This window comes from Trinickia violacea, from assembly GCF_005280735.1.
Taxonomy (GTDB): Bacteria; Pseudomonadota; Gammaproteobacteria; order Burkholderiales; family Burkholderiaceae; genus Trinickia_A; species Trinickia_A violacea.
Map to the genome: position 1 here is coordinate 790,300 of NZ_CP040077.1, position 20,348 is coordinate 810,647.

The 20,348-nt window shown below is 66.2% G+C and carries 19 protein-coding genes; 11 read left to right on the top strand and 8 right to left on the bottom strand.

Annotation, left to right across the window (positions count from 1 at the left end; genetic code table 11):
* Nucleotides 1-29 precede the first annotated feature (29 nt).
* Nucleotides 30-1,817 carry a PglL family O-oligosaccharyltransferase gene (locus FAZ95_RS03600; RefSeq protein WP_137331190.1) on the top strand — a complete coding sequence of 596 codons (1,788 nt, stop codon included), beginning with the start codon at nt 30-32 and terminating at the stop codon, nt 1,815-1,817.
* Between the two features lie 71 nt (nt 1,818-1,888).
* Here the strand turns inward: FAZ95_RS03600 and moaC are convergent, their stop codons facing one another.
* Nucleotides 1,889-2,365, bottom strand: coding sequence for a cyclic pyranopterin monophosphate synthase MoaC (moaC, locus tag FAZ95_RS03605; protein WP_137331191.1), 477 nt, complete (start codon nt 2,363-2,365; stop codon nt 1,889-1,891).
* 308 nt (nt 2,366-2,673) lie between these two features.
* Between moaC and FAZ95_RS03610 the strand changes: the two genes are divergently transcribed.
* Nucleotides 2,674-4,386, top strand: a complete 1,713-nt coding sequence (locus FAZ95_RS03610) for a M48 family metalloprotease (protein WP_137331192.1) — start codon at nt 2,674-2,676, stop codon at nt 4,384-4,386.
* Between the two features lie 74 nt (nt 4,387-4,460).
* Here the strand turns inward: FAZ95_RS03610 and FAZ95_RS03615 are convergent, their stop codons facing one another.
* The 6 genes from FAZ95_RS03615 to FAZ95_RS03640 all read right to left on the bottom strand — a co-directional run bounded on the left by FAZ95_RS03615 (nt 4,461) and on the right by FAZ95_RS03640 (nt 9,027).
* Nucleotides 4,461-5,042: a DUF2946 family protein gene (locus FAZ95_RS03615; RefSeq protein ID WP_137331193.1), complete on the bottom strand. Its 582-nt coding sequence runs from the start codon at nt 5,040-5,042 to the stop codon at nt 4,461-4,463.
* Entirely contained in the window at nt 5,035-6,075 is a 1,041-nt protein-coding gene (locus FAZ95_RS03620) for a YheT family hydrolase (RefSeq protein ID WP_254699883.1), read from the bottom strand. Before FAZ95_RS03620 ends, FAZ95_RS03615 begins: the two co-directional genes overlap by 8 nt.
* A 78-nt stretch (nt 6,076-6,153) precedes the next feature.
* Entirely contained in the window at nt 6,154-6,606 is a 453-nt protein-coding gene (locus tag FAZ95_RS03625; RefSeq protein ID WP_137331195.1) for a nuclear transport factor 2 family protein, read from the bottom strand.
* 82 nt (nt 6,607-6,688) lie between these two features.
* Nucleotides 6,689-7,723, bottom strand: coding sequence for a lipopolysaccharide heptosyltransferase II (waaF, locus tag FAZ95_RS03630; protein ID WP_137331196.1), 1,035 nt, complete (start codon nt 7,721-7,723; stop codon nt 6,689-6,691).
* Nucleotides 7,724-7,850: 127 nt separating this feature from the next.
* The gene (locus tag FAZ95_RS03635) at nt 7,851-8,045 is read right to left on the bottom strand and encodes a zinc-finger domain-containing protein (RefSeq protein ID WP_137331197.1); all 195 of its coding nucleotides are present in this window, start codon (nt 8,043-8,045) and stop codon (nt 7,851-7,853) included.
* A 61-nt stretch (nt 8,046-8,106) separates the two neighbouring features.
* Nucleotides 8,107-9,027: a branched-chain amino acid transaminase gene (locus FAZ95_RS03640; RefSeq protein WP_137331198.1), complete on the bottom strand. Its 921-nt coding sequence runs from the start codon at nt 9,025-9,027 to the stop codon at nt 8,107-8,109.
* Between the two features lie 223 nt (nt 9,028-9,250).
* Here FAZ95_RS03640 and FAZ95_RS03645 point away from each other — a divergent pair, with 223 nt between their 5' ends.
* The 9 genes from FAZ95_RS03645 (at nt 9,251) to FAZ95_RS03685 (ending at nt 18,960) form a co-directional block, all read left to right on the top strand.
* On the top strand, nt 9,251-10,024 hold the full coding sequence (locus tag FAZ95_RS03645; RefSeq protein ID WP_137331199.1) for an AzlC family ABC transporter permease: 774 nt from the start codon (nt 9,251-9,253) through the stop codon (nt 10,022-10,024).
* Nucleotides 10,021-10,347, top strand: a complete 327-nt coding sequence (locus FAZ95_RS03650) for an AzlD domain-containing protein (RefSeq protein WP_137331200.1) — start codon at nt 10,021-10,023, stop codon at nt 10,345-10,347. Before FAZ95_RS03645 ends, FAZ95_RS03650 begins: the two co-directional genes overlap by 4 nt.
* 334 nt (nt 10,348-10,681) lie before the next feature.
* Nucleotides 10,682-11,875: a phosphoglycerate kinase gene (locus tag FAZ95_RS03655; RefSeq protein ID WP_137331201.1), complete on the top strand. Its 1,194-nt coding sequence runs from the start codon at nt 10,682-10,684 to the stop codon at nt 11,873-11,875.
* A gap of 467 nt (nt 11,876-12,342) precedes the next feature.
* Nucleotides 12,343-13,779: a pyruvate kinase gene (gene pyk, locus FAZ95_RS03660; RefSeq protein WP_137331202.1), complete on the top strand. Its 1,437-nt coding sequence runs from the start codon at nt 12,343-12,345 to the stop codon at nt 13,777-13,779.
* A gap of 206 nt (nt 13,780-13,985) precedes the next feature.
* Entirely contained in the window at nt 13,986-15,050 is a 1,065-nt protein-coding gene (gene fba, locus FAZ95_RS03665) for a class II fructose-bisphosphate aldolase (protein ID WP_137331203.1), read from the top strand.
* Between the two features lie 190 nt (nt 15,051-15,240).
* Nucleotides 15,241-16,131: a phosphoribosylaminoimidazolesuccinocarboxamide synthase gene (locus FAZ95_RS03670; RefSeq protein ID WP_137331204.1), complete on the top strand. Its 891-nt coding sequence runs from the start codon at nt 15,241-15,243 to the stop codon at nt 16,129-16,131.
* A 17-nt stretch (nt 16,132-16,148) separates the two neighbouring features.
* A complete protein-coding gene (purE, locus tag FAZ95_RS03675; protein WP_137331205.1) occupies nt 16,149-16,670 on the top strand; it encodes a 5-(carboxyamino)imidazole ribonucleotide mutase in 522 nt (173 codons plus the stop codon).
* A gap of 12 nt (nt 16,671-16,682) precedes the next feature.
* Nucleotides 16,683-17,903, top strand: a complete 1,221-nt coding sequence (locus FAZ95_RS03680) for a 5-(carboxyamino)imidazole ribonucleotide synthase (RefSeq protein ID WP_137331206.1) — start codon at nt 16,683-16,685, stop codon at nt 17,901-17,903.
* Nucleotides 17,904-17,919: 16 nt separating this feature from the next.
* Nucleotides 17,920-18,960 (top strand): L-threonylcarbamoyladenylate synthase, encoded by a 1,041-nt coding sequence (locus FAZ95_RS03685; protein WP_137331207.1) that lies wholly within the window; start codon nt 17,920-17,922, stop codon nt 18,958-18,960.
* A gap of 125 nt (nt 18,961-19,085) precedes the next feature.
* On the opposite strand, the gene FAZ95_RS03690 is transcribed toward FAZ95_RS03685, so the two are convergent.
* A complete protein-coding gene (locus FAZ95_RS03690) occupies nt 19,086-20,276 on the bottom strand; it encodes an SGNH/GDSL hydrolase family protein (protein ID WP_137331208.1) in 1,191 nt (396 codons plus the stop codon).
* Between the last annotated feature and the right edge of the window lie 72 nt (nt 20,277-20,348).

The window sequence follows — 20,348 nt, forward strand, 5'->3', positions numbered from 1 at the left end:
GCGCCGGTTGCAGACGCCCTCGGTCCCTCATGCCTTCCCCATTTGCACGTTATTTGTCGCTGGTTTTGCTGGCTTTCGCGTTGATTCTTCCCTACGCGGTCACTAACCATACCTATCCGATCCCGACTTTCTACGCGGAATTCACCGCGCTCGCGCTGTACCTGCTGGTCGGCGCCGGCGTTTTGTTTCTCGTGACGAGCGCGCGCCCGCGAGTTCCCTACGCTTCGCCCGTTGTCGCGCTCGTGCCGCTCGCGTTCGGCCTGTTGCTCGTGGCGCAGACATTCCTGCTCCCCGTCGCCCAGCCGTCGATGAACTGGCTTGGCGCCGGATTCCTGCTCGCCGCCTTCGTGACCGTGCACGCGGGCTATGGGTTTGCCCGCGCGAACCTGTCCGAGGACGCGTTGCGCTGGGCGGCGGGCGCGCTGATCGCCGGTGCGCTCTTCGCTGTCCTCTGTCAGCTTGTTCAGCTTTTTCACGCTGAGGTGCGTTTCTCGCCGTTCGTCGTCGCGTACAACATCACCGTCGAGCGTCGGCCGTTCGGCAACATGGCGCAGGCGAATCACCTCGCCACCGTGATCGCGTTCGGCATGGCAGGCGCGATGTACCTCGCGCAAACGCGACGCCTCAACCTGGTTCTGTGGGCGTTGGTCTCGGCGATCTGCGCGCTCGGGCAGGCGCTCACCGTGTCGCGCGGGCCTTGGCTGCAGACGGGCGTGATCGTCGTCGCGGGGTTCTGGATGGCGGCAGCCGAATCGCGGCGGCACAGCGGCGTGCGGCGTAATACGCGCGAGTGGCTGATTCCGTTCGCGCTCGTCGCGATTTTCCTCGTCGTGAACGTGGCGGTGCGCTGGGCCAACGTGCATTACAACCTTGGTCTGGCCGTATCGGCAGCGGACCGCTTCAAGGACGAAGGTCAGATCGCGCCGCGCATCGCGCTGTGGAAATACGGCTTGACGATGTTCAAGTCGCATCCGCTCCTCGGTGTCGGCTGGGGGGAGTTTCCGCGTTTTCAGTTCGCGCTTGCGAATGCGCTTGGCGGCGTCGAGATCGCGAACAACTCGCATGACATCTTCATCGACCTGCTCGCGAAGTCCGGCCTGTTGGGCCTCGGCATTCTGCTGATCGGCCTTTTGGCGTGGCTCGTGCGCGTGGTGGTCGCACCGCAGAGCGCGCCGCGCGTGTTCGGTCTTGCGCTCATCGGCGCGCTGCTGATGCACGCGCTCGTCGAATATCCGCAGCAGTACATGTTCTTCCTGCTGCCGGCGATGTTCATCTTCGGGCTGCTCGAGACCAAACCGCTGCGCTTCGTGCCGAGCGGGTTGTCGCTCGGCATCCAGGTGGTGCTCGTGGTCGGCGGTCTGGCTGCGCTGTATCCGATCTACCGCGACTACCAGCGCTCGGAAGTGCTGTATTACGGCGAACATCCCGCGGAGGAATATCGCGCCGATCCGTCGTTCCTGTTTGGCGCATGGGGCGAGTACGGGATGGCGACGCTGCTGCCGATCGACCGCAAAGATCTGCCGATGAAGCTCGACATGCACAAGCAGGCGATTGCGCTATTGCCGGGCGAGACCGTGTTGCGCCGCTACGCCGTGCTTCAGGCGCTCGACGGGCAGCAGAGCGCCGCGTTCGATACGGTGGCGCGTCTGAAGATCTTCGCGGAGGAGCTGCACGACTGGCCGTCGCAACTCGCTTCGCTCTACGCGCTGTGCGACGAGCAGCAGTCGGTGCTGGCCGGCTTCAAGGCCGAGCTGGTGAAGAAGTACGGCTTGCCGCCGAAGGACGCCAACCAGGACGATGACGATAGCGACGATTGATCGTATCGCCGCAACGGCTCTAGTGACGCGCCGGCGCAAGTACGCCGCCGGCGCGCCCGGGTTGCCAGCCGTTACGGCGCGACCCAATCCCCTGACTTGCCGCCGTGCTTCTCGAGCACCTTCACTTCGGTAATCGTCATCCCGCGATCGGCGGCCTTGCACATGTCGTAGACCGTCAGCAAGCCGACCTGCACGGCCGTCAGCGCTTCCATTTCGACGCCGGTGCGGCCGAGCGTCTCGACCTGCGCGGTGCAGACGACGCCCGGCAGTGCGTCGTCGAGTGCGAAATCCACGGTGACGCGCGTCAACGCGAGCGGATGGCACAGCGGAATCAAATCGGCGGTGCGCTTCGCGCCCTGGATCGCCGCGATGCGCGCGACACCGAGCACGTCGCCCTTCTTGGCGTTGCCGCCCCGGATCAGCTCGAGCGTTTCGGGCAGCATGCGGATCGAGCCGCGCGCGAGCGCGATGCGCTTCGTTTCCTGCTTGCCGCCGACGTCGACCATATGAGCCTGGCCGGCTGCGTCGAAATGGGTGAGTTCTGGCATGTCGGGTTCCTTTGTCGGCGGGATGTCGATTCGGACCTGGCGCCTTGGCGCTGAGTCCGGTCTCATGCAAAGCGGTTGACGCTTTAGGGCCTGCTTCGGTCCCATGCATCGCTAAGAGGGCGCTCATCATAGCAGCGGCGGCGTCGCGGCAGGCGGCCTCGCTTCATTGCCAGCGCGAAAGCGGATGTCGGCGTTTTGTAAGCGATCTGTACAATGGCGCGATGCTTTTCTGGCCGAGCCTTTCCTGGCCGGGCGCTTCCGAATTGCGGGGGCGATCACTAACCGCGTCTTCCGCCTTCGCTTCACGAATGCTTTGTTTCAATCGATTGGTCGCAGCAGCGCTTGCTGTGGCGCTCGCCGTGCCGCCGGCGGCGTTCGGGCAGCAACTGTCAGACGCTCCGCCGTCAGATGGCCCGCCCCTGGAAATCGGCCCGCTCAATTCGAGCGTGATCTCGCTCGTGCCGCCTGGCATCGCATCCGGCGTGTTCGGCCCATATGGCAGCAAGGACAGCCGGCTCGCGGGCGGAAACGGCACCGCTAACGGCAATGCCAGTTTGCGCGCACCGCTTACCGCCGTGCAATTGCCGGATCTCGGCGACGGCTCGGGCGGCGCGCTCACGCTGCAAGAAGAGCGCAAAGTCGGCGAGCGCGTGATGCGCCAAGTCCGGCGCGGCCCTGGCTACCTTGCCGACTGGCTCACGCGCGACTATCTGAATTCCGTGGCCGCGCGGCTCGCCGCCGCAGCGAGCGCGCAGTACATCGGCGGCTACAAACCTGATTTCCAGCTATTTGCGATTCGAGATCCGCAAATCAACGCGTTCTCCATGCCGGGCGGTTTCATCGGCATCAATACCGGGCTTTTCGTCACGACGCAGACCGAATCGGAACTCGCCTCGGTCATCGGGCACGAGATGGGGCATGTGCTGCAGCGGCATATCGCACGGATGATCGCGGTCAATGAGCGCAGCGGCTATGCGGCGCTCGCGGGCGTGCTGTTCGGGATTCTCGCGGGCATGATCGCGAACAGCGGCGACTTGGGCAGCGCGATCGTGCTCGGCGGGCACGCGTATGCGGTCGACGAGCAGTTGCGCTTCTCGCGGGCGGCCGAGCACGAGGCCGACCGCGTCGGGTTCCAGATGCTCGCGGCGGCCGGCTACGATCCGTACGGCATGCCGTCGTTCTTCGAGCGGCTCGAGCGCGCGTCGATGAGCGACGCGGGCGTGCCGGCTTATGCGCGCACCCATCCGCTGACCACCGACCGTCTCGCCGATATCGAAGACCGCGCTCGCCGCGCGCCGTACCGGCAGCCACGCCAGTCGCCGGAATTCGGCTTCGTGCGCGCGCGCCTGCGCGTCTTGCAGGACCGCTCGCCGAGCGAATATGCCGGAGACGTCAGGCGCTTCACCGCCGAGATCGAAGACAAGACCGCGCCGAACGTCGCCGCGAACTGGTATGGCATCGCGGTCGCGCAAATGCTGATTGGCCGCTACGACGCCGCTGACGCAGCGCTCGACAAGGCGCGCCGCATTTTCACTGCTGACGAAGTCCAGGAGGGAGAGGTGGCGCGCAGCTCGCCGAGCCTCGATGTGCTCGCGTCGGACATTGCCCGCCGCGCCGGCCGCGCCGACGACGCGGTGCGCTTGGGCGAGATTGCGCAGCGCCGCTGGCCCGGCTCGCATGCGGCGATCGATATCCATCTTCAGGCGTTGCTTGCGGCACGCCGCTTTGCCGATGCGCAGGCGCTCGCCCTGCAAGCAACGCGCGCCGATCCGGACGAACCGGCTTGGTGGCGCTATCTGGCGCGTGCGAGCGCGGGCGCCGGCGACGCGCTCGCGCAGCATCGCGCGACGGCCGAGGCGTTGGCGCTGGAGGGTGCGTGGCCGTCGGCGGTCCGGCAGCTGAAGGCGGCGCGCGATATCGAGGCGATCGACTTCTACGACCTGTCGATCGTCAAAGCGCGGTTGCACGAATTCGAAGCGCGCTACAAGGCAGAGCGGGAAGACGAAAGGAATATGCGGTGAGGGTATTTTTATTTCGGAGTGAAGATTATGCAGCATGACGAAACAGAAGGAGGGCGAGTCATGCTTAGTGTTCCTCAATTAGCTGCGGCCGCCGGACTCGCGACAAACCCGAAATGCGCCGCCACCTCTGCGCGCCGCATCATCCGCAGCGGCAGATCGACGCCCACACGCCAGTGGAACTGCCCGCTGAGCCCATCTTCGGCGAGCGTCGAAACGTCGGAGAACAGATCGAGGTCGTGGTCGTGCAATGCCGCGACGCGCGCCGGTTTCGACGCATCGGCGAACAAGATGCCGCCTTCATCGTCGGCAAACACAGCTGAGGGGGCGAACACGCCGCCGGTCTGATCGGTCAGCGTCAGTGCACCACCGCCCGCCACATCGCGCGCCAGCCGCACGATCCACGGCGTATAAGCCAGCTCGACGTACACGCGCTGCGGCCCGTTCTGAAAGAACCACTGGCCGCGCTCGTCGGACTCGTAGTTGCGGCAGATGAAGCCGATCAGCGCCGGATGACGGATCGGCGTGCCGCTCGCACCGGCCGCTTGCGCCGCTTCGTCGCGCATGCGCCAGGCGCCGCGCCGATCGAGCAGGAGCCATCCGGTGCAGTGCGGCACGTTCGGCCATTTGGCGAGCGCCTGTTTGACGATTTCATCCATCGATAGCGAAGGGCGTGAGGTAGGAGAACACGCGGCGCGACAGCCAGTCCAAGCGGCCCGGGAACGGCCCCGTCATGAAGCCGACGTGACCGCCCGCGTCGGGCTGGTCGAGTTCGATCGCTGCCGAGACGTCCGCGCGCGTCGGCAGCGCCGTGTACGGCAGGAACGGGTCGTTGCGCGCGTTGAGGACGAGCGTCGGCACGGCGACGTGCGGCAGAAGCGGGCGCGTGGTCGCGCGCGTCCAGTAGTCGTCGGTATCGCGAAAACCATGCAGCGGCGCGGTGACGACGTTGTCGTACTCGTACATCGTGCGGCTCGCGAGCATCGCGTCGCGATCGAAGAGGCCCGGGTATTGGTCGAGCTTCAAGAGCGCCTTGTGCTTGAGCGTCTTCAGGAAGCTCCTCGTGTAGACCTTCGAGAAGCCCTGCGACAGCGCGTGCCCGCCCGCGTGGACGTCGAGCGGCGCCGAGATGGCCGCCGCCGCCGCGATGAACGACGCATCCTCGCGCCGCTCGCCGAGCCAGCGCAACAGCACGTTGCCGCCCAGCGACACGCCCGCGACGACGATCGGTCCCTGATGCGCGTCGCGCAAGCGGCGCAGCACCCAGTCGACTTCGTTGCTGTCTGCGAGGTGATAGAAGCGCGGCAGCAGGTTGAGCGGCCCGCTGCAGCTGCGGAAGTGGGGTACGACGCCGTGCCAGCCGCGCGCGTAGGCCGCCGACATCAGCGTGCGCGCGTAGTGCGAATCCGAATTGCCTTCGAGGCCGTGGAACAGCACGAAGAGCGGGGCGGTCGCGGCAGGCGTGGCGGCGGCGCCCCGTGCGCCGGGTGCGCGGTAATCGAGCCAGTCGAGATCGATGAAATCGCCGTCGGGGGTGTCCCAGCGCTCGCGCCGGTAGTCGACGGAAGGGCGGCGCCCGAACAGCGCGGGAACGATGGTCTGCGCGTGGCTCGTCGGGAGCCAGAGCGGCGGGTCGTACAGCATGTCGACGAGCGCGCTTCTGTCCTTTGCGGACCTTTCGGCCGCCGGCATCGACGCCGAGTTCTTATGCGCCGTACTCATGCCATCCCCCCACAAACCCAATCTCTACCCATCGAGCGCAAGGCTCGCTCAGTGCAGCGGCCCCTGTCCGTGCCGCAGCTTCGCGGCAAAGTGCGTGGCCGTATCGTCCGGCATCGGGCTCGCGTGAATGTGCGCGATGCGCCATTCGCCGCGCTCGTGAACCATCACGTACGTCGAGAACACCATGCGCGGCGTCTCGAGCGGATCGGCCGGCTGGTGCGCTTCGGCGATCGCGTAGACGACGGTGCCGAGGCTGTCGTAGACGCGAATGTCGAGCGGCTCGATCGATGCCGGCAACGCTCCCGCTTCCAACTGCGCCGCGAGCCCCGCGCGAATGTGCTCGAGACCGTGCCAGTGCGAGCCGTCCGCGCAGATGTAGCTCGCGAAGTCCTCGTCGATCCACAGGCTCATCATGCTGTCGATGCTGCCATCCGTGACGGCCTGGTAGAACGCGTTGAGGGAATCGGCTGCGGCTTCGAAGAGGCGGGCAAAACGTGGCATGGCTCGTTAGTCTCTTGCGCGCTGCGGCGCGCCGTTTCGGTCAGTGATATTGAACGCACAAACGATTCGGGGCTTCCGTGCGTCAGCGCTCGCCGAGCAGCATCCCGCGCAGGTCGCCGAATACCTGTTCCGCGCTCAATTCGCGCAGGCAGTTCAGATGGCCCAGCGGACATTCGCGCTGAAAACAGGGACTGCATTCGAGATGCAGCCATTGTACCTTTGCGAGCTCCGACAATGGCGGCGTGTGGCGCGGATCCGTCGAGCCGTAGACGGCCACGAGCGGGCGCCGCAGGGCGGCCGCGACGTGCATCAGGCCCGAATCGTTGGTGACGACGGCGCTCGCGCGCGAGATCAGCGCGCAGGCTTCGCTGAGCGAGGTCTGTCCGCACAGGTTGCGCACGCTCGGCGCGCGCTCGGAGATCTGCTGGGCAATCGGGCTGTCCTTACCGGAACCGAGCGCGACGATCTGCGTGTACGGGAACGACTGTCCGACGATCTGCGCGAGCGCCGCGAAATGCTCGGGCGGCCAGCGCTTGGCGGCGCCGTATTCCGCCCCGGGGCAGAACACGACGAGCGGCACGCGCGTGTCAAGGTTGAAACGCGCCGACACGCGCGACGCCTCGTTGAGGTCGGATTCGAGCCGCGGCATCGGCAGGCTTTCCTGCAGCTTCGGCACGTTGGCGCCGGGCGCGTAGGCGAGGGCGGCGTAGTGGCCGCTCATCGGCGGCCGCTCGTCCTTGCGCGGATTCGCGTGACGCACGTTCAAGAGGCCGAAGCGGTTCTCTCCGGTGTAGCCGATGCGCAGTGCGATTCCCGCCAGCCACGGAATCAGCGCCGATTTGAGCGAATTCGGCAGCACGTAGGCGGCGTCGTAGCCGACATCGCGCAGGTCGCTCGCGAGCTGCCAGCGGCGCAGCAATTGCAGCTTGCCGTGGGCGAGATCGGTCGCGTAAACATCGTGGATTTCCGGCATCCGTTCGAGCACGGGCGCGACCCAGCCGGGCGCGACCGCATCGATGGCGATGCGCGGATGGAGCGTCTTCAGGAGCGCAAACAGCGGCTGCGCCATCAATGCGTCACCGATCCAATTCGGTGCGATAACCAACGCGCGACGCATCAGTAGGGATTCCGATGTCGTGAGAAAACGCGGCGCGCGGGAGCGCGTCGCGTTCGGGTTGTGGGGGAGAAAGGGTGACGGCGCCGGCGCGAGCGGCCGGCGGGCACCGGGCGCAGTCCGCGCGGGCTCAATGGCCCCGAATGACTTCGCCGTCGCGCAGCTTGTAGCGCGTGCTGCAGTACGGGCAGCGAGCTTCGCCGTGCGTCACGTCGATGAACACGCGCGGATGCGTCATCTTGCGATCCATATGCGGGTTCGGGCAGTACGCGGGCAGATCCTTCGCCGTCAGTTCGACCAGCGGCATTTCCTTGATTTCGCTCATGAGGACAATTTCTCGTTGTATGCGTGTGCGCGCCGCTCGTCTCTCGCGGGCGGCGCCGGAATTAGATTTTAGTCAGCCAATGCGCGTATTTCGGGTTCTTGCCGGCGACCACGTCGAAGAACGCCGATTGCAGCTTCTCGGTGACCGGGCCGCGCGCGCCGTTGCCGATCGTGCGGTTGTCGAGCTCGCGGATCGGCGTGACTTCGGCGGCGGTGCCCGTGAAGAAGGCTTCGTCGGCCGTATAGACTTCGTCGCGCGTGATGCGCTTTTCGATCACTTCGATGCCGGCGTCCTTCGCGAGCGTGATGACGGTGTCGCGCGTGATGCCGTCGAGGCACGACGACAGATCAGGCGTGTACAGCTTGCCGTTGTTCACGAGGAAGAAGTTCTCGCCCGAGCCTTCCGAAACGTAGCCGTCCACGTCGAGCAGGAGCGCTTCGTCGTAGCCGTCGGCGGTGGCTTCCTGGTTCGCGAGAATCGAGTTCACGTACCAGCCGGACGCCTTCGCGCGCACCATCGACACATTCACGTGATGGCGCGTGAACGACGAGGTCTTGACGCGGATGCCCTTGGCGAGCCCGTCTTCGCCGAGATAGGCGCCCCACGGCCATGCGGCGATGGCGACGTGGATCGTGTTGCCCTTGGCGGACACGCCGAGCTTTTCCGAGCCGACCCAGATGATCGGGCGCAGGTAGCACGATTCGAGCTTGTTCTCGCGGACCACTTCGCGCTGCGCGCCTTCGATCGTTTCGCGATCGAACGGCACGTCCATCTGGAAAATCTTGGCGGAATTGAAGAGGCGCTTCGTATGTTCTTTCAGACGGAAGATCGCGGTGCCGCTATCGGTCTGATAAGCCCGCACGCCTTCGAAAACGCCCATGCCGTAGTGCAGGGTATGAGTCAGGACGTGGATCTTGGCGTCGCGCCATTCGATCAGCTTGCCGTCCATCCAGATCTTGCCGTCGCGATCGGCCATTGACATACGTTTCTCCTAACGGGGTGGGGCGTTCCAGGCGATAAGGGGCACATTTTAGCGTCTTTTGCACCTGGACCGGGCGTTTGAGCGCCGCCGCATCTTATAATTTGCCGCTCGCCCAAACCGGCGGGCCAAAGCGGTCACGCGGCCCGAGACACGCTCAGACTGCCCGGTCCGGTCCCGATTTTCGCCCTCACCTCTCCCGGTGTTCCGCCGTCACTGCCACGCCATGCTCGCTCGCCTGTCCGAAACCGATCGCGCCGCCTTCAAGCAAGGCGTCCGCGCGATTTCGCCGACCCTGACGGCGATGTTCTCGTGGGGTCTCGTCACCGGCATCGCGATGAGCAAATCGGTGCTGACCGTGCCGCAGGCGCTCGCGATGTCGCTCCTGGTCTACGCGGGGTCGTCGCAGCTCGCCGTGCTGCCGCTCCTGGCGGCCAAGCTGCCGGTCTGGACCGTGCTGCTCACCGCGGCCATGGTGAACATGCGCTTCGTGATCTTCAGCGCCGGGCTCGCGCCGCATTTCTCCTATTTGACGCTGCCGCGCCGGCTGGTGCTCGGCTACTTCAACGGCGACCTGGTCTACCTGCTGTTCCAGAAAAAGAGCTTCGCCACCGGCCACGTGCCGGGCAAGCAAGCCTACTTCTGGGGGATGTCGTTGACGAGCTGGGTCACGTGGCAGGTCTCGTCGATCATCGGCATCCTGCTCGCGAGCCTCTTTCCCGACAGCTGGGGCTTGGGCCTCGCGGGCACGCTCGCGCTGATTCCGATCATGATCTCGGCGATCGTGAGCCGCTCGACGCTCGTCGCGGTCGTCGTGGCCGGGATCGTCGCGCTGCTCGCCGACGCGCTGCCGTATCGCCTCGCGCTGCCGCTCGCCGTATTCGCCGCGCTCGCCGCCGGCAGCGCGGCCGATCTGCTCGCCGAGCGCGCCGATTTGAAGCGGGTCCGCGCCGGGGGCAAGGCCGGCGACCCTCGCAACCATGCGGAGGACGCGCAATGACGACGACGCAAATCTGGCTCGCCATCTTCGGGATGCTCGTCGTCACCGCGCTCACTCGCGCGCTGTTTCTGATCGGCGGAGAGCGCACGGTGCTGCCCGAGCGCGTGCAGCGCGCACTGCGCTACGCGCCGGCGGCCGCCCTGATTGCCGTGGTCCTTCCGGATGTGCTGGTGACGTCGGACGGGGTGGTGTCGTTCAGCCTTGCGAACCATGCGTTTTACGGCTCGCTGGCCGGTCTCGCGTGGTTTTTGTGGCGCCGCAGCATGGTGGAGACGATCGTTGTCGGCATGCTGGTTTTTACCGCGATGCGGTTTCTGGTCTAGCGGATCGGCGTTCGCACGGCGGGCCGATACCACGTCCGATGCTGCGTTGCAGCATATTGCGATGCCGTCAAATACGAGACATTCGCTCCCGGACGGGTCAGTCCGACATGGGGATCGGCTAAAATGCTCGTTTTCTGTTGCGGTGCGCTCGTGGTGCCGCGGCGCGGCTGAAGCCGCGACGCGCGCGGCGGGCCAAGCCTTTCGGGCCGCTTCCGGATCGTTTTGGGGCTGCCTTCGAGCCCTTCGCAGTCCGGAACGGAGACCGGCCCTGGAGACAAGCCGGCGGCGCATCGCGCAAGACTCGCCTTCCAATCAACCCGCAAAATCGATTCCTATGAGCCAAGTACTGCGTCTCTCCGATTTGATCTCAGAAGGCAAGCTATCCGGCAAACGCGTGTTCATTCGCGCCGACCTCAACGTGCCGCAGGACGACGACGGCAACATCACCGAAGACACCCGCATCCGCGCCTCGGTGCCGGCCATCCAGGCCGCGCTCGACGCCGGCGCCGCCGTGATGGTCACCTCCCACCTCGGCCGCCCGACCGAGGGCGAATTCAAGCCGGAAGATTCGCTCGCGCCGGTCGCGAAGCGCCTGGCCGAGCTGCTCGGCCGCGACGTGCCGCTGGTCGCGAATTGGGTCGAGAACGGCGTGAACGTCGCGCCGGGCTCGGTCGTGCTGCTCGAAAACTGCCGCGTGAACAAGGGCGAGAAGAAGAATTCCGACGAGCTTGCGCAGAAAATGGCGAAGCTCTGCGACGTCTACGTCAACGATGCGTTCGGCACCGCGCACCGCGCCGAGGCCACCACGCACGGCATCGCGAAGTACGCGCCGATTGCTTGCGCCGGCCCGCTGCTCGCGGCCGAGCTCGACGCGCTCGGCAAGGCGCTCGGCAACCCGAAGCGCCCGCTCGTGGCGATCGTCGCGGGCTCGAAGGTGTCGACCAAGCTCACGATCCTCAAATCGCTGGCCGAGAAGGTCGATCAGCTGATCGTCGGCGGCGGCATCGCGAACACGTTCATGCTCGCGGCCGGCCTCAAGATCGGCAAGTCGCTGGCGGAAAGGGATCTGGTCGACGAAGCGAAGGCGATCATCGAAGCGGCCCGCGCGCGCGGCGCGTCGGTGCCGATCCCGAGCGACGTCGTCACCGCGAAGGAATTCGCGCCGACGGCCGCCGCCGTGACCAAGCCCGTGAGCCAGATCGAAGACGACGACATGATCCTCGACATCGGGCCGGAGACCGCCAAGGCGCTCGCCACCCAGCTCGGCAGCGCGGGCACCATCGTCTGGAACGGCCCGGTCGGCGTGTTCGAGTTCGACCAGTTCGGCAACGGCACGAAGACGCTCGCCGAGGCGATCGCGAAGTCGCCCGCGTTCTCGATCGCCGGCGGCGGCGATACGCTCGCGGCGATCGCGAAGTACGGCATCCACGACAAGGTCAGCTATATCTCCACGGGCGGCGGCGCGTTCCTCGAGTTCCTCGAGGGCAAGAAGCTGCCCGCGGTCGAAGTGCTCGAAGCGCGGGCCTGATCGTGGCGGCGCGCGCTCCCTCGGGTAAGCCGGCCAAGCTTGTACGGCCGGCTAAGGCGAAGTCCGGCGCACGTGTCGCGCCGGGCGCAGAAGCAGTTGCAAACGCCACCGCAATCGCATCGGCCGCGGCGTCAGCCCGCCCGGCCGATGTGACGGAAAACCCAACCACAGCTTCGGCGATTGACCCCCCCACCGCGCGCCCCCGCGGTCAGTCCGCCGAGCAAGCAGTCGATTCAGCCGTCCCGGCAGCCGCGCAAGCGGCGGCCGTTGCAGTGTCCCAACCGGCGGCGCAGCGCGGTGCGAAAGCACCGGCTGAGCCTGCTGGCGCAGCAGCTCCCTTTCTGACCGACCATGAGACGCCGGCCCGTACCGGCGCAATCCAGCCGGCTGCACCGTCCGCGGCGCAGCCATCGCACCCGACTCGCAGCGTTGTTAATCCCAGCGATTCCACTCAGACGAGGAGACTCATGCATCGCGCCACCAAGATTGTCGCCACCATCGGCCCGGCATCCAGCACGCCGGAAATTCTGCTGCAGATGATTCAAGCCGGGGCCGACGTGGTGCGGCTCAATTTCTCGCACGGCACGGCCGACGATCACCGCCAGCGCGCCGAATTCGTGCGCGAGGCGGCGCGCATCGCGGGCCGCGAGGTCGGCATCATGGCGGACCTGCAGGGGCCGAAGATCCGTGTCGGCAAGTTCGAAAACGGCAAGACCACCCTCGTTCCGGGCCACCCGTTCATCCTCGACGCCGCCTGCGAGCTCGGCAACGACGATCGCGTCGGCCTCGACTACAAGGATCTGCCGCGCGACCTGAAGGCGGGCGACGTCCTGCTCCTGAACGACGGCCTCATCGTGCTGACGGTCGAGCGCGTGATCGGTGAAGAGATCCACACGATCGTGAAGGTCGGCGGCGAGCTGTCGAACAACAAGGGCATCAACCGCCAGGGCGGCGGCCTGACCGCGCCGGCCCTGACCGCGAAGGACATGGAGGACATCAAGACGGCGATGTCGATCGGCGTCGAGTTCATCGCGGTGTCGTTCCCGAAGAACGCGACCGACATGGAGATGGCGCGCCAGCTTTCGAACATCGCGGGCATGCCGTATGGCATCAAGCCGAAGATGATCGCGAAGATCGAGCGCGCCGAGGCGATTCCGGTGCTGCAGGGCATTCTCGACGCGTCGGACGGCATCATGGTCGCGCGCGGCGATTTGGCGGTCGAAGTCGGCAACGCGGCGGTGCCCGCGCTGCAAAAGCGCATGATCCGCATGGCGCGCGATTCGAACAAGTTCGTGATCACCGCGACCCAGATGATGGAATCCATGATCCACGCGCCGGTGCCGACGCGCGCCGAAGTGTCGGACGTCGCCAACGCCGTGCTCGACGGCACCGATGCGGTGATGCTGTCGGCCGAATCGGCCGCGGGCAAATACCCGGTGCAGACGATCGAGACGATGGCCGCGATCTGTGTCGAGGCCGAGAAGTCGGAACACGTCGAGCTCGATAAGGATTTCCTCGACCGCACCTTCACCCGCATCGACCAATCGATCGCGATGGGCGCGCTCTTCACCGCGTACCACCTCGGTGCGAAGGCGATCGTCGCGCTCACGGAATCGGGCTCGACCGCGCTGTGGATGTCGCGTCACTGGACTCACGTGCCGATCTTCGCGCTCACGCCGCGCATCAACAGCCAGCGCGCGATGGCGCTCTACCGCAACGTGACGCCGCTGCCCGTCGAGTCGAACAACGACCGCGACGCGGCGCTGCAGCGCGCGCTCGAAGTGGTGGTGTCGAAGGGCCACGCGTCGCGCGGCGACATGGTCGTGCTGACCGTCGGTGAGCCGATGGGGCAGGCCGGCGGTACGAACACGCTGAAGATCGTGCGCGTCGGCGAGGCGTTCTGAGCGTCTGTCGAATGCCGCATTTTTTCGCGCTTTTTTTGCCGCATTTGCCGTGATAGGAACGAAGTTTGCGGCGCCGGCCATGAGCCGGCGTTCGCAAACGCACCGGGGCGCGATGCGCTTCGCGATAAAATTGCGCCTAACCGCACCGGCGCCGCACCTCGGCCGCCGCCAAGCAAAAAGATTCGTTCAATCCAAGGAGTACAAGCATGCCTCTCGTATCAATGCGTCAACTGCTGGATCACGCAGCCGAAAACGGCTACGGGCTGCCCGCGTTCAACGTGAACAACCTGGAGCAAGTGCAGGCGATCATGGCCGCCGCCGACCAGGTCGGCGCGCCCGTCATCATGCAGGCGTCGGCCGGCGCGCGGAAATACGCGGGCGAGCCGTTCCTGCGTCACCTGATCGAAGCGGCGATCGAGTCGTACCCGCACATCCCGGTCGTGATGCACCAGGACCACGGCCAGTCCCCGGCGGTGTGCATGGCGGCGATCCGCAGCGGTTTTACCAGCGTGATGATGGACGGCTCGCTGGAAGCCGACGGCAAGACGGTCGCGTCGTACGAGTACAACGTCGAGGTCTCGCGCAAGGTCATCGAAATGGCGCACGCGATCGGCGTGACGGTCGAGGCTGAGCTGGGCGTGCTCGGCTCGCTCGAAACGATGAAGGGCGACAAGGAAGACGGCCACGGCGCGGAAGGCACGATGACGCGCGAGCAACTGCTGACCGACGTCGAGCAGGCCGCCGACTTCGTCCGCCAGACCCAGTGCGACGCGTTGGCGATTGCGATCGGCACATCGCACGGCGCCTACAAGTTCACGAAGAAGCCGACGGGCGATATCCTCGCGATCGACCGCATCAAGGAAATCCACGCGCGCATCCCGAATACGCACTTGGTGATGCACGGTTCGTCGTCGGTGCCGCAGGAGCTGCTCGCGGAAATCCGCGAATTCGGCGGCGACATGAAGGAAACCTACGGCGTGCCCGTCGAGGAAATTCAGGAAGGGATCAAGCACGGCGTGCGCAAGGTCAACATCGACACCGACCTGCGCCTCGCGATCACCGGTGCGATCCGCCGCTACCTGGCGGAAAATCCCGGCAAGTTCGATCCGCGCGACTACCTGAAGCCGGCGCGCGAAGCGGCGAAGAAGATTTGTGTCGACCGTTATCTGGCGTTCGGCTGCGAAGGCCAAGCGGGCAAGATCAAGCCGCTGCCGCTCGACAAGATCGCCGAGAAGTACAAGTCGGGCGAACTCGCACAAGTCGTGCGCTGAGCCTGACAGGCTGCTCGTGCCGCCGGAGGCTTAGCCTGGCGGCCGAGTTGTCGACCGATCGCCGTTCCCGCATCATTTGGGGAACGGCGTTTGGCTTTTGTTTCGGACCATTTTTTAACGTTGTTTTGCCCGATTTCGGTTCTGATTTAGCTCGTTTTTCACCCCAACTCACCTCACACGGCCCACGACGATGTCTACCCTCTACGAATCCACGCTCCGCTCGCTGCCTCTGCTCGGCCGCGGCAAGGTCCGCGACAACTACGCCGTGGGCAACGATCGCCTCCTGATCGTCACGACCGACCGCCTGTCCGCGTTCGACGTCATCATGGGCGAGCCGATTCCGCGCAAGGGCCAGGTGCTGAACCAGATGGCGAACTTCTGGTTCGACAAGCTCAAGCACATCGTCCCGAATCATATGACGGGCGTCGCGCCCGAGACGGTTGTCGCAGCGGACGAAGTCGAGCAGGTGAAGGGCCGCGCGGTGGTCGTGAAGCGTCTCGAGCCGATCCTCGTCGAAGCCGTGGTGCGCGGTTATCTGGCCGGCAGCGGCTGGAAGGACTACCAGGCGACGGGCGCAGTGTGCGGCGTGCAACTGCCGCCGGGCCTGCAAAACGCGCAGAAGCTGCCCGAGCCGATTTTCACGCCGGCCGCGAAGGCCGAGATGGGCCATCACGACGAAAACATCACCTACGATGAGATGGAGCGCCGCATCGGAACCGAGCTGTCGGCCACGATCCGCGACATTTCGATCAAGTTGTACAAGGAAGCCGCCGAATATGCGGCGACGCGCGGCATCATCATCGCCGACACGAAGTTCGAATTCGGCCTCGACAATCACGGCGAGCTGTATCTGATGGACGAAGCGCTGACCGCCGATTCGTCGCGCTTCTGGCCGGCGGATCAGTATCAGGTCGGCACGAATCCGCCGTCGTTCGACAAGCAGTTCGTCCGCGACTGGCTCGAAACGCAAGACTGGAAGAAAGAGCCGCCCGCGCCGAAGCTGCCGGACGACGTGATCGCGAAGACGAGCGAGAAGTACCAGGAAGCGCTCGAGCGCCTCACCGGGCAGAAGCTCGCTTGACAAAGGAAATCCCCACGATGACCGAAGCCGTCCAGACCGCCCACACGCATAGCGCGCCGCTCGTCGGCGTCCTGATGGGGTCCAGTTCCGATTGGGACGTGATGAAGCACGCGGTCGCGATCTTGCAGGAGTTCGGCGTGCCGTACGAAGCGAAGGTCGTGTCCGCGCACCGCATGCCCGACGAGATGTTCGACTACGCCGAGCGCGCGCGCGAGCGCGGACTGCGCGCGATCATCGCGGGCGCGGGCGGTGCGGCGCACCTGCCCGGCATGCTGGCCGCCAAGACCACCGTGCCGGTGCTCGGGGTGCCGGTCGCGAGCAAGTACCTGAAGGGCGTCGATTCGCTGCATTCGATCGTGCAGATGCCCAAGGGCGTGCCGGTCGCCACGTTCGCGATCGGCGAAGCGGGCGCGGCGAATGCGGCGCTGTTCGCCGTCGCGCTGTTGAGCACGACGTCGGCGGACTATGCGAACCGGCTCGCGGCATTCCGCGTTCGGCAGAACGAGGCCGCGCACGCGATGGTACTGCCCGAGCTTTGATCCTTTATTGACATGAATTCAGACAACACCCCGGTTTCTCCGATTCTGCCCGGCGCTTGGCTCGGCATGGTCGGGGGCGGCCAGCTCGGCCGCATGTTCTGCTTTGCTGCCCAGGCGATGGGCTATCGCGTGGCAGTCCTCGACCCCGACGAGACCAGCCCGGCCGGCGCGGTGGCGGACAAGCACCTGCGCGCCGCCTACACCGACGAGGCCGCGCTCACCGAACTCGCGCGCTTGTGCGCGGCGGTCTCGACCGAGTTCGAAAACGTGCCTGCGACCAGCCTCGATTTCCTCGCGCGCACGACGTTCGTGAGCCCGGCGGGGCGCTGCGTCGCGATCGCGCAGGACCGGATCGCGGAGAAGCGGTTTATCGCCGGCTCGGGCGTGGCGGTGGCCCCGCATGTGGCGATCGAGTCGTCCGATGCGCTCGCGGCGATCGGCGACGCCGAACTCGAAGCCGTGCTGCCCGGCATTCTGAAAACCGCGCGGCTCGGCTACGACGGCAAGGGCCAAGTGAGCGTGCGCAATGCCGACGAAGTGCGTGAGGCGCATGCGTCGCTCGGCGGCGTGCCGTGCGTGCTCGAAAAGCGCTTGCCGCTGAAGTTCGAGGTGTCGGCGCTGATCGCGCGCGGCGCGAATGGCGCGTCGGCGGTGTTTCCGCTCGCGCAGAACGCGCACCGCAACGGCGTGCTCGCCCAAACGGTGGTCCCGGCGCCCGATGCGACGCCGGCGCTCGTCGAACAGGCGCAGCAGGCCGCCTTGCGGATCGCGGACGCGCTCGGTTACGTCGGCGTGCTGTGCGTCGAATTCTTCGTGCTGGAAGACGGCTCGCTCGTCGCGAACGAGATGGCGCCGCGTCCGCACAACTCCGGGCACTACACCGTCGACGCATGCGCCGCGAGCCAGTTCGAACAGCAAGTGCGCGCGATGACCGCGATGCCGCTCGGCGACACGCGTCAGCACTCGCCGGCCGTCATGCTCAACATCCTCGGCGACGTGTGGTTCCACGAAGGGCCGAAGGGTTCGCCGGGAGCGGCGTCGAAGGGCGCTCCCGTGACGCCGCCCTGGCATGAAGTCGCCGCGATGCCGGCTGCGCGCCTTCATTTGTACGGCAAGGAGGACGCCCGTCCCGGGCGCAAGATGGGGCACGTGAACTTCACCGCCGCGACGCTCGACGAAGCCCGCACGGCCGCTCGCGACTGCGCGCGGCTGCTGCATATTCCACTTGGCTGACGCCGGCTGCCCATCGATGTCCATTCGTTCGAATTTCCCTTCGGCCCCCGCCGTGACGGGCGAGCAGATCGCGCATGCCGCCGAGCTGCTCGATGCCGGCCAGCTCGTCGCCTTTCCGACCGAGACGGTCTACGGTCTCGGCGGCGACGCCGAGAGCCCGGAGGCCGTCGCGCGCATTTATGCGGCGAAGGGGCGTCCCGCGAATCATCCGGTGATCGTCCACCTCGCGCCGCACGGCGACCCGAACTACTGGGTCGAGCATTTGCCTGCCGATGCGCAAAAACTGATCGACGCGTTTTGGCCCGGGCCGCTCACGCTGATCCTGAAGCGCGCTGCGCATATTCCTGCGGCGGTCAGCGGCGGGCAAGATTCGGTGGGGCTGCGCTGCCCGTCGCATCCGGTCGCGCAGGCGCTGCTCGACGCGTTCAGCGCGCGGCGCGGCGGGCATGGCGGTGTCGCGGCGCCGTCCGCGAACCGCTTCGGTCACGTGAGCCCGACCACGGCCCAGCACGTGCGCGACGAATTCGGCGACGCGATCCACGTGCTCGACGGCGGCCCGTCGGATGTCGGCATCGAGTCGACGATTCTCGATTTGTCGCGCGGCTTTCCGGCGCTGCTGCGCCCGGGTCACGTCACGCCACAGGAACTCGCCGACGTGCTGGGCGTCGCGCCGCGCCTGCCCGACGGCAGCGACGCCACCGCGCCGCGCGCGTCGGGCACGTTGAAGGCGCACTATGCGCCGCGCACGCCGCTCGCCCTGTTGCCGTTCGAAGCGTTGGAGCCGATCTTGAGCGCCGCACGCGATGCCGGCGAACGCGTGGCGCTCGTTGCACGCAAGTCGCGCGCGGGCCGCTGGGCGAGTGCTGACGGCGTGCATTTCGTCGCCGCGCCGGAAGATCCGCATGCGTACGCTCGCGAGCTTTACAGCTTGCTGCGGGCGCTCGATCGCGCGGACGTCTCGCGCATCTTGATCGAGAAGCTGCCCGATACGATCGAGTGGATCGCGGTCAACGATCGCCTCGGGCGCGCGGCTGCGGCGTTCGAAGCGCAGGGCTGAGCGCGCCGCCACGCACCTTTCCGATCGATCGACAGCGCCTCAAAAGCAAAACGCCCGGCTCGCATTAAGCCGGGCGTTTCTCTTTGCCATCCTGATCGAACAGCTATATCACGTCGACCGCGCGATCAATGCCCGATGCCCGCTGCCGCAATCTTGCTCTCGACGAATTGAGCGAAAAGCGCGTACGTGTGCGTAGTCGGGTGAAGCGAGTCCGCGAACACATAGGTCTGGTCCGCGCCCGCGACCGTCAGCGTCTGCGGCGAGCAGAACAGCGACGAGGCGAATTGCGCGCCGAACTGCGCAGGCGTCAGGCCGTTGAGCGCGGACGGGTTCTGTTGGCCATACTGAGTGGCGTTCGCCTGCATCTGCGCCAGATTGCACGCGGTGCCCGTGTTCCCGACTTGGAAGCCGAGCGACGCATTGTTCGGCAGAAGGGTTTGGTCGAACCATGTGAACGCGTCAGCGTAGATCACCTTCGACGAAAGGCCCGCTTGGGCCAGTCCGGCCTGCACGATGCCGTTGAAGGTCTGCGTGATGCCGCTCAGGAGCGCTGAGCCCTGCGCGCCTTCGGCGATGCCGAGCGGCGCCTGGCCGATGTCGGGAACGTTGACGACCACGACCTTGGTTGCGCCGGCGGCGAGGATTGTGCCCACTTGTGTGACGAACGCCTGCGCAGCCGGTCCGAGTGTCGCCAAGGTGACTGCCTGGACCGCGACCGAGAGGCTCGGATAGGTGCCATTGGCTACGCCGGTTTGCACGGCGGTTCCGATGGCCGTCGCGTTCGACAGGATGTCGTTTGAGCCGCCTTCGACAAGCACGAGCTGGTTCGAATTGAAGCTGCCGTGCGCCTTCAGATAATTGGTGACCTGGTCGACGACCGGCATCGTGGTTGCCGCGGCGTCGTTCGGCGCCCAGCCGATGCCGTGTTCCCCGCTAATGAGCGCGCCGCCTTCCCCATAACCGAGACCGCCGGCTGCGGCGAGTTGCACGCTGAAGCCGCCGAGATAGGCCGGCGTGAGGGTGCCGCCATAGTAGTTCGCGACGTTTTGCGTCCAGATCTGGCCAGGATTGGTCGTGAACTTGCCGCCGCCGAAGCTCGGCAGGATGAACGGGGAATAGGTGCCGACATCCGAAAGGCTCGTGCCGAACGACACGACCTGCAGCGATACGCCGCCCGCCGGCGTGCTGGCGTTGGTGCTCGACGAACTGCTTCCCCCGCCGCCGCATGCCGCCAGAAGCGCGAACGCGGCGCAGGCGACGGCCGTTTGCGCGGTGCGCAGCAGGCCCTTGGGCTGTGTTTTTTTACTTTGTTCCATCTATCTCATCTCCTCGAATGTGCAGCTTGGCCGTGTGTTGCAGGCAGCGCCCGCCGCTTGTCATGCGCGGCG

Coding starts and splice junctions, on each gene's coding strand:
- fba (WP_137331203.1), top strand. CDS start 13,986: ATGCCTCTCGTATCAATGCGTCAACTGCTGGATCACGCAGCCGAAAAC.
- FAZ95_RS03650 (WP_137331200.1), top strand. CDS start 10,021: ATGACGACGACGCAAATCTGGCTCGCCATCTTCGGGATGCTCGTCGTC.
- FAZ95_RS03600 (WP_137331190.1), top strand. CDS start 30: ATGCCTTCCCCATTTGCACGTTATTTGTCGCTGGTTTTGCTGGCTTTC.
- FAZ95_RS03610 (WP_137331192.1), top strand. CDS start 2,674: ATGCTTTGTTTCAATCGATTGGTCGCAGCAGCGCTTGCTGTGGCGCTC.
- FAZ95_RS03685 (WP_137331207.1), top strand. CDS start 17,920: ATGTCCATTCGTTCGAATTTCCCTTCGGCCCCCGCCGTGACGGGCGAG.
- FAZ95_RS03635 (WP_137331197.1), bottom strand. CDS start 8,045: ATGAGCGAAATCAAGGAAATGCCGCTGGTCGAACTGACGGCGAAGGAT.
- waaF (WP_137331196.1), bottom strand. CDS start 7,723: ATGCGTCGCGCGTTGGTTATCGCACCGAATTGGATCGGTGACGCATTG.
- FAZ95_RS03645 (WP_137331199.1), top strand. CDS start 9,251: ATGCTCGCTCGCCTGTCCGAAACCGATCGCGCCGCCTTCAAGCAAGGC.
- FAZ95_RS03625 (WP_137331195.1), bottom strand. CDS start 6,606: ATGCCACGTTTTGCCCGCCTCTTCGAAGCCGCAGCCGATTCCCTCAAC.
- FAZ95_RS03615 (WP_137331193.1), bottom strand. CDS start 5,042: ATGGATGAAATCGTCAAACAGGCGCTCGCCAAATGGCCGAACGTGCCG.
- FAZ95_RS03670 (WP_137331204.1), top strand. CDS start 15,241: ATGTCTACCCTCTACGAATCCACGCTCCGCTCGCTGCCTCTGCTCGGC.
- FAZ95_RS03655 (WP_137331201.1), top strand. CDS start 10,682: ATGAGCCAAGTACTGCGTCTCTCCGATTTGATCTCAGAAGGCAAGCTA.
- FAZ95_RS03680 (WP_137331206.1), top strand. CDS start 16,683: ATGAATTCAGACAACACCCCGGTTTCTCCGATTCTGCCCGGCGCTTGG.
- pyk (WP_137331202.1), top strand. CDS start 12,343: ATGCATCGCGCCACCAAGATTGTCGCCACCATCGGCCCGGCATCCAGC.
- FAZ95_RS03690 (WP_137331208.1), bottom strand. CDS start 20,276: ATGGAACAAAGTAAAAAAACACAGCCCAAGGGCCTGCTGCGCACCGCG.
- FAZ95_RS03640 (WP_137331198.1), bottom strand. CDS start 9,027: ATGTCAATGGCCGATCGCGACGGCAAGATCTGGATGGACGGCAAGCTG.
- purE (WP_137331205.1), top strand. CDS start 16,149: ATGACCGAAGCCGTCCAGACCGCCCACACGCATAGCGCGCCGCTCGTC.
- FAZ95_RS03620 (WP_254699883.1), bottom strand. CDS start 6,075: ATGCCGGCGGCCGAAAGGTCCGCAAAGGACAGAAGCGCGCTCGTCGAC.
- moaC (WP_137331191.1), bottom strand. CDS start 2,365: ATGCCAGAACTCACCCATTTCGACGCAGCCGGCCAGGCTCATATGGTC.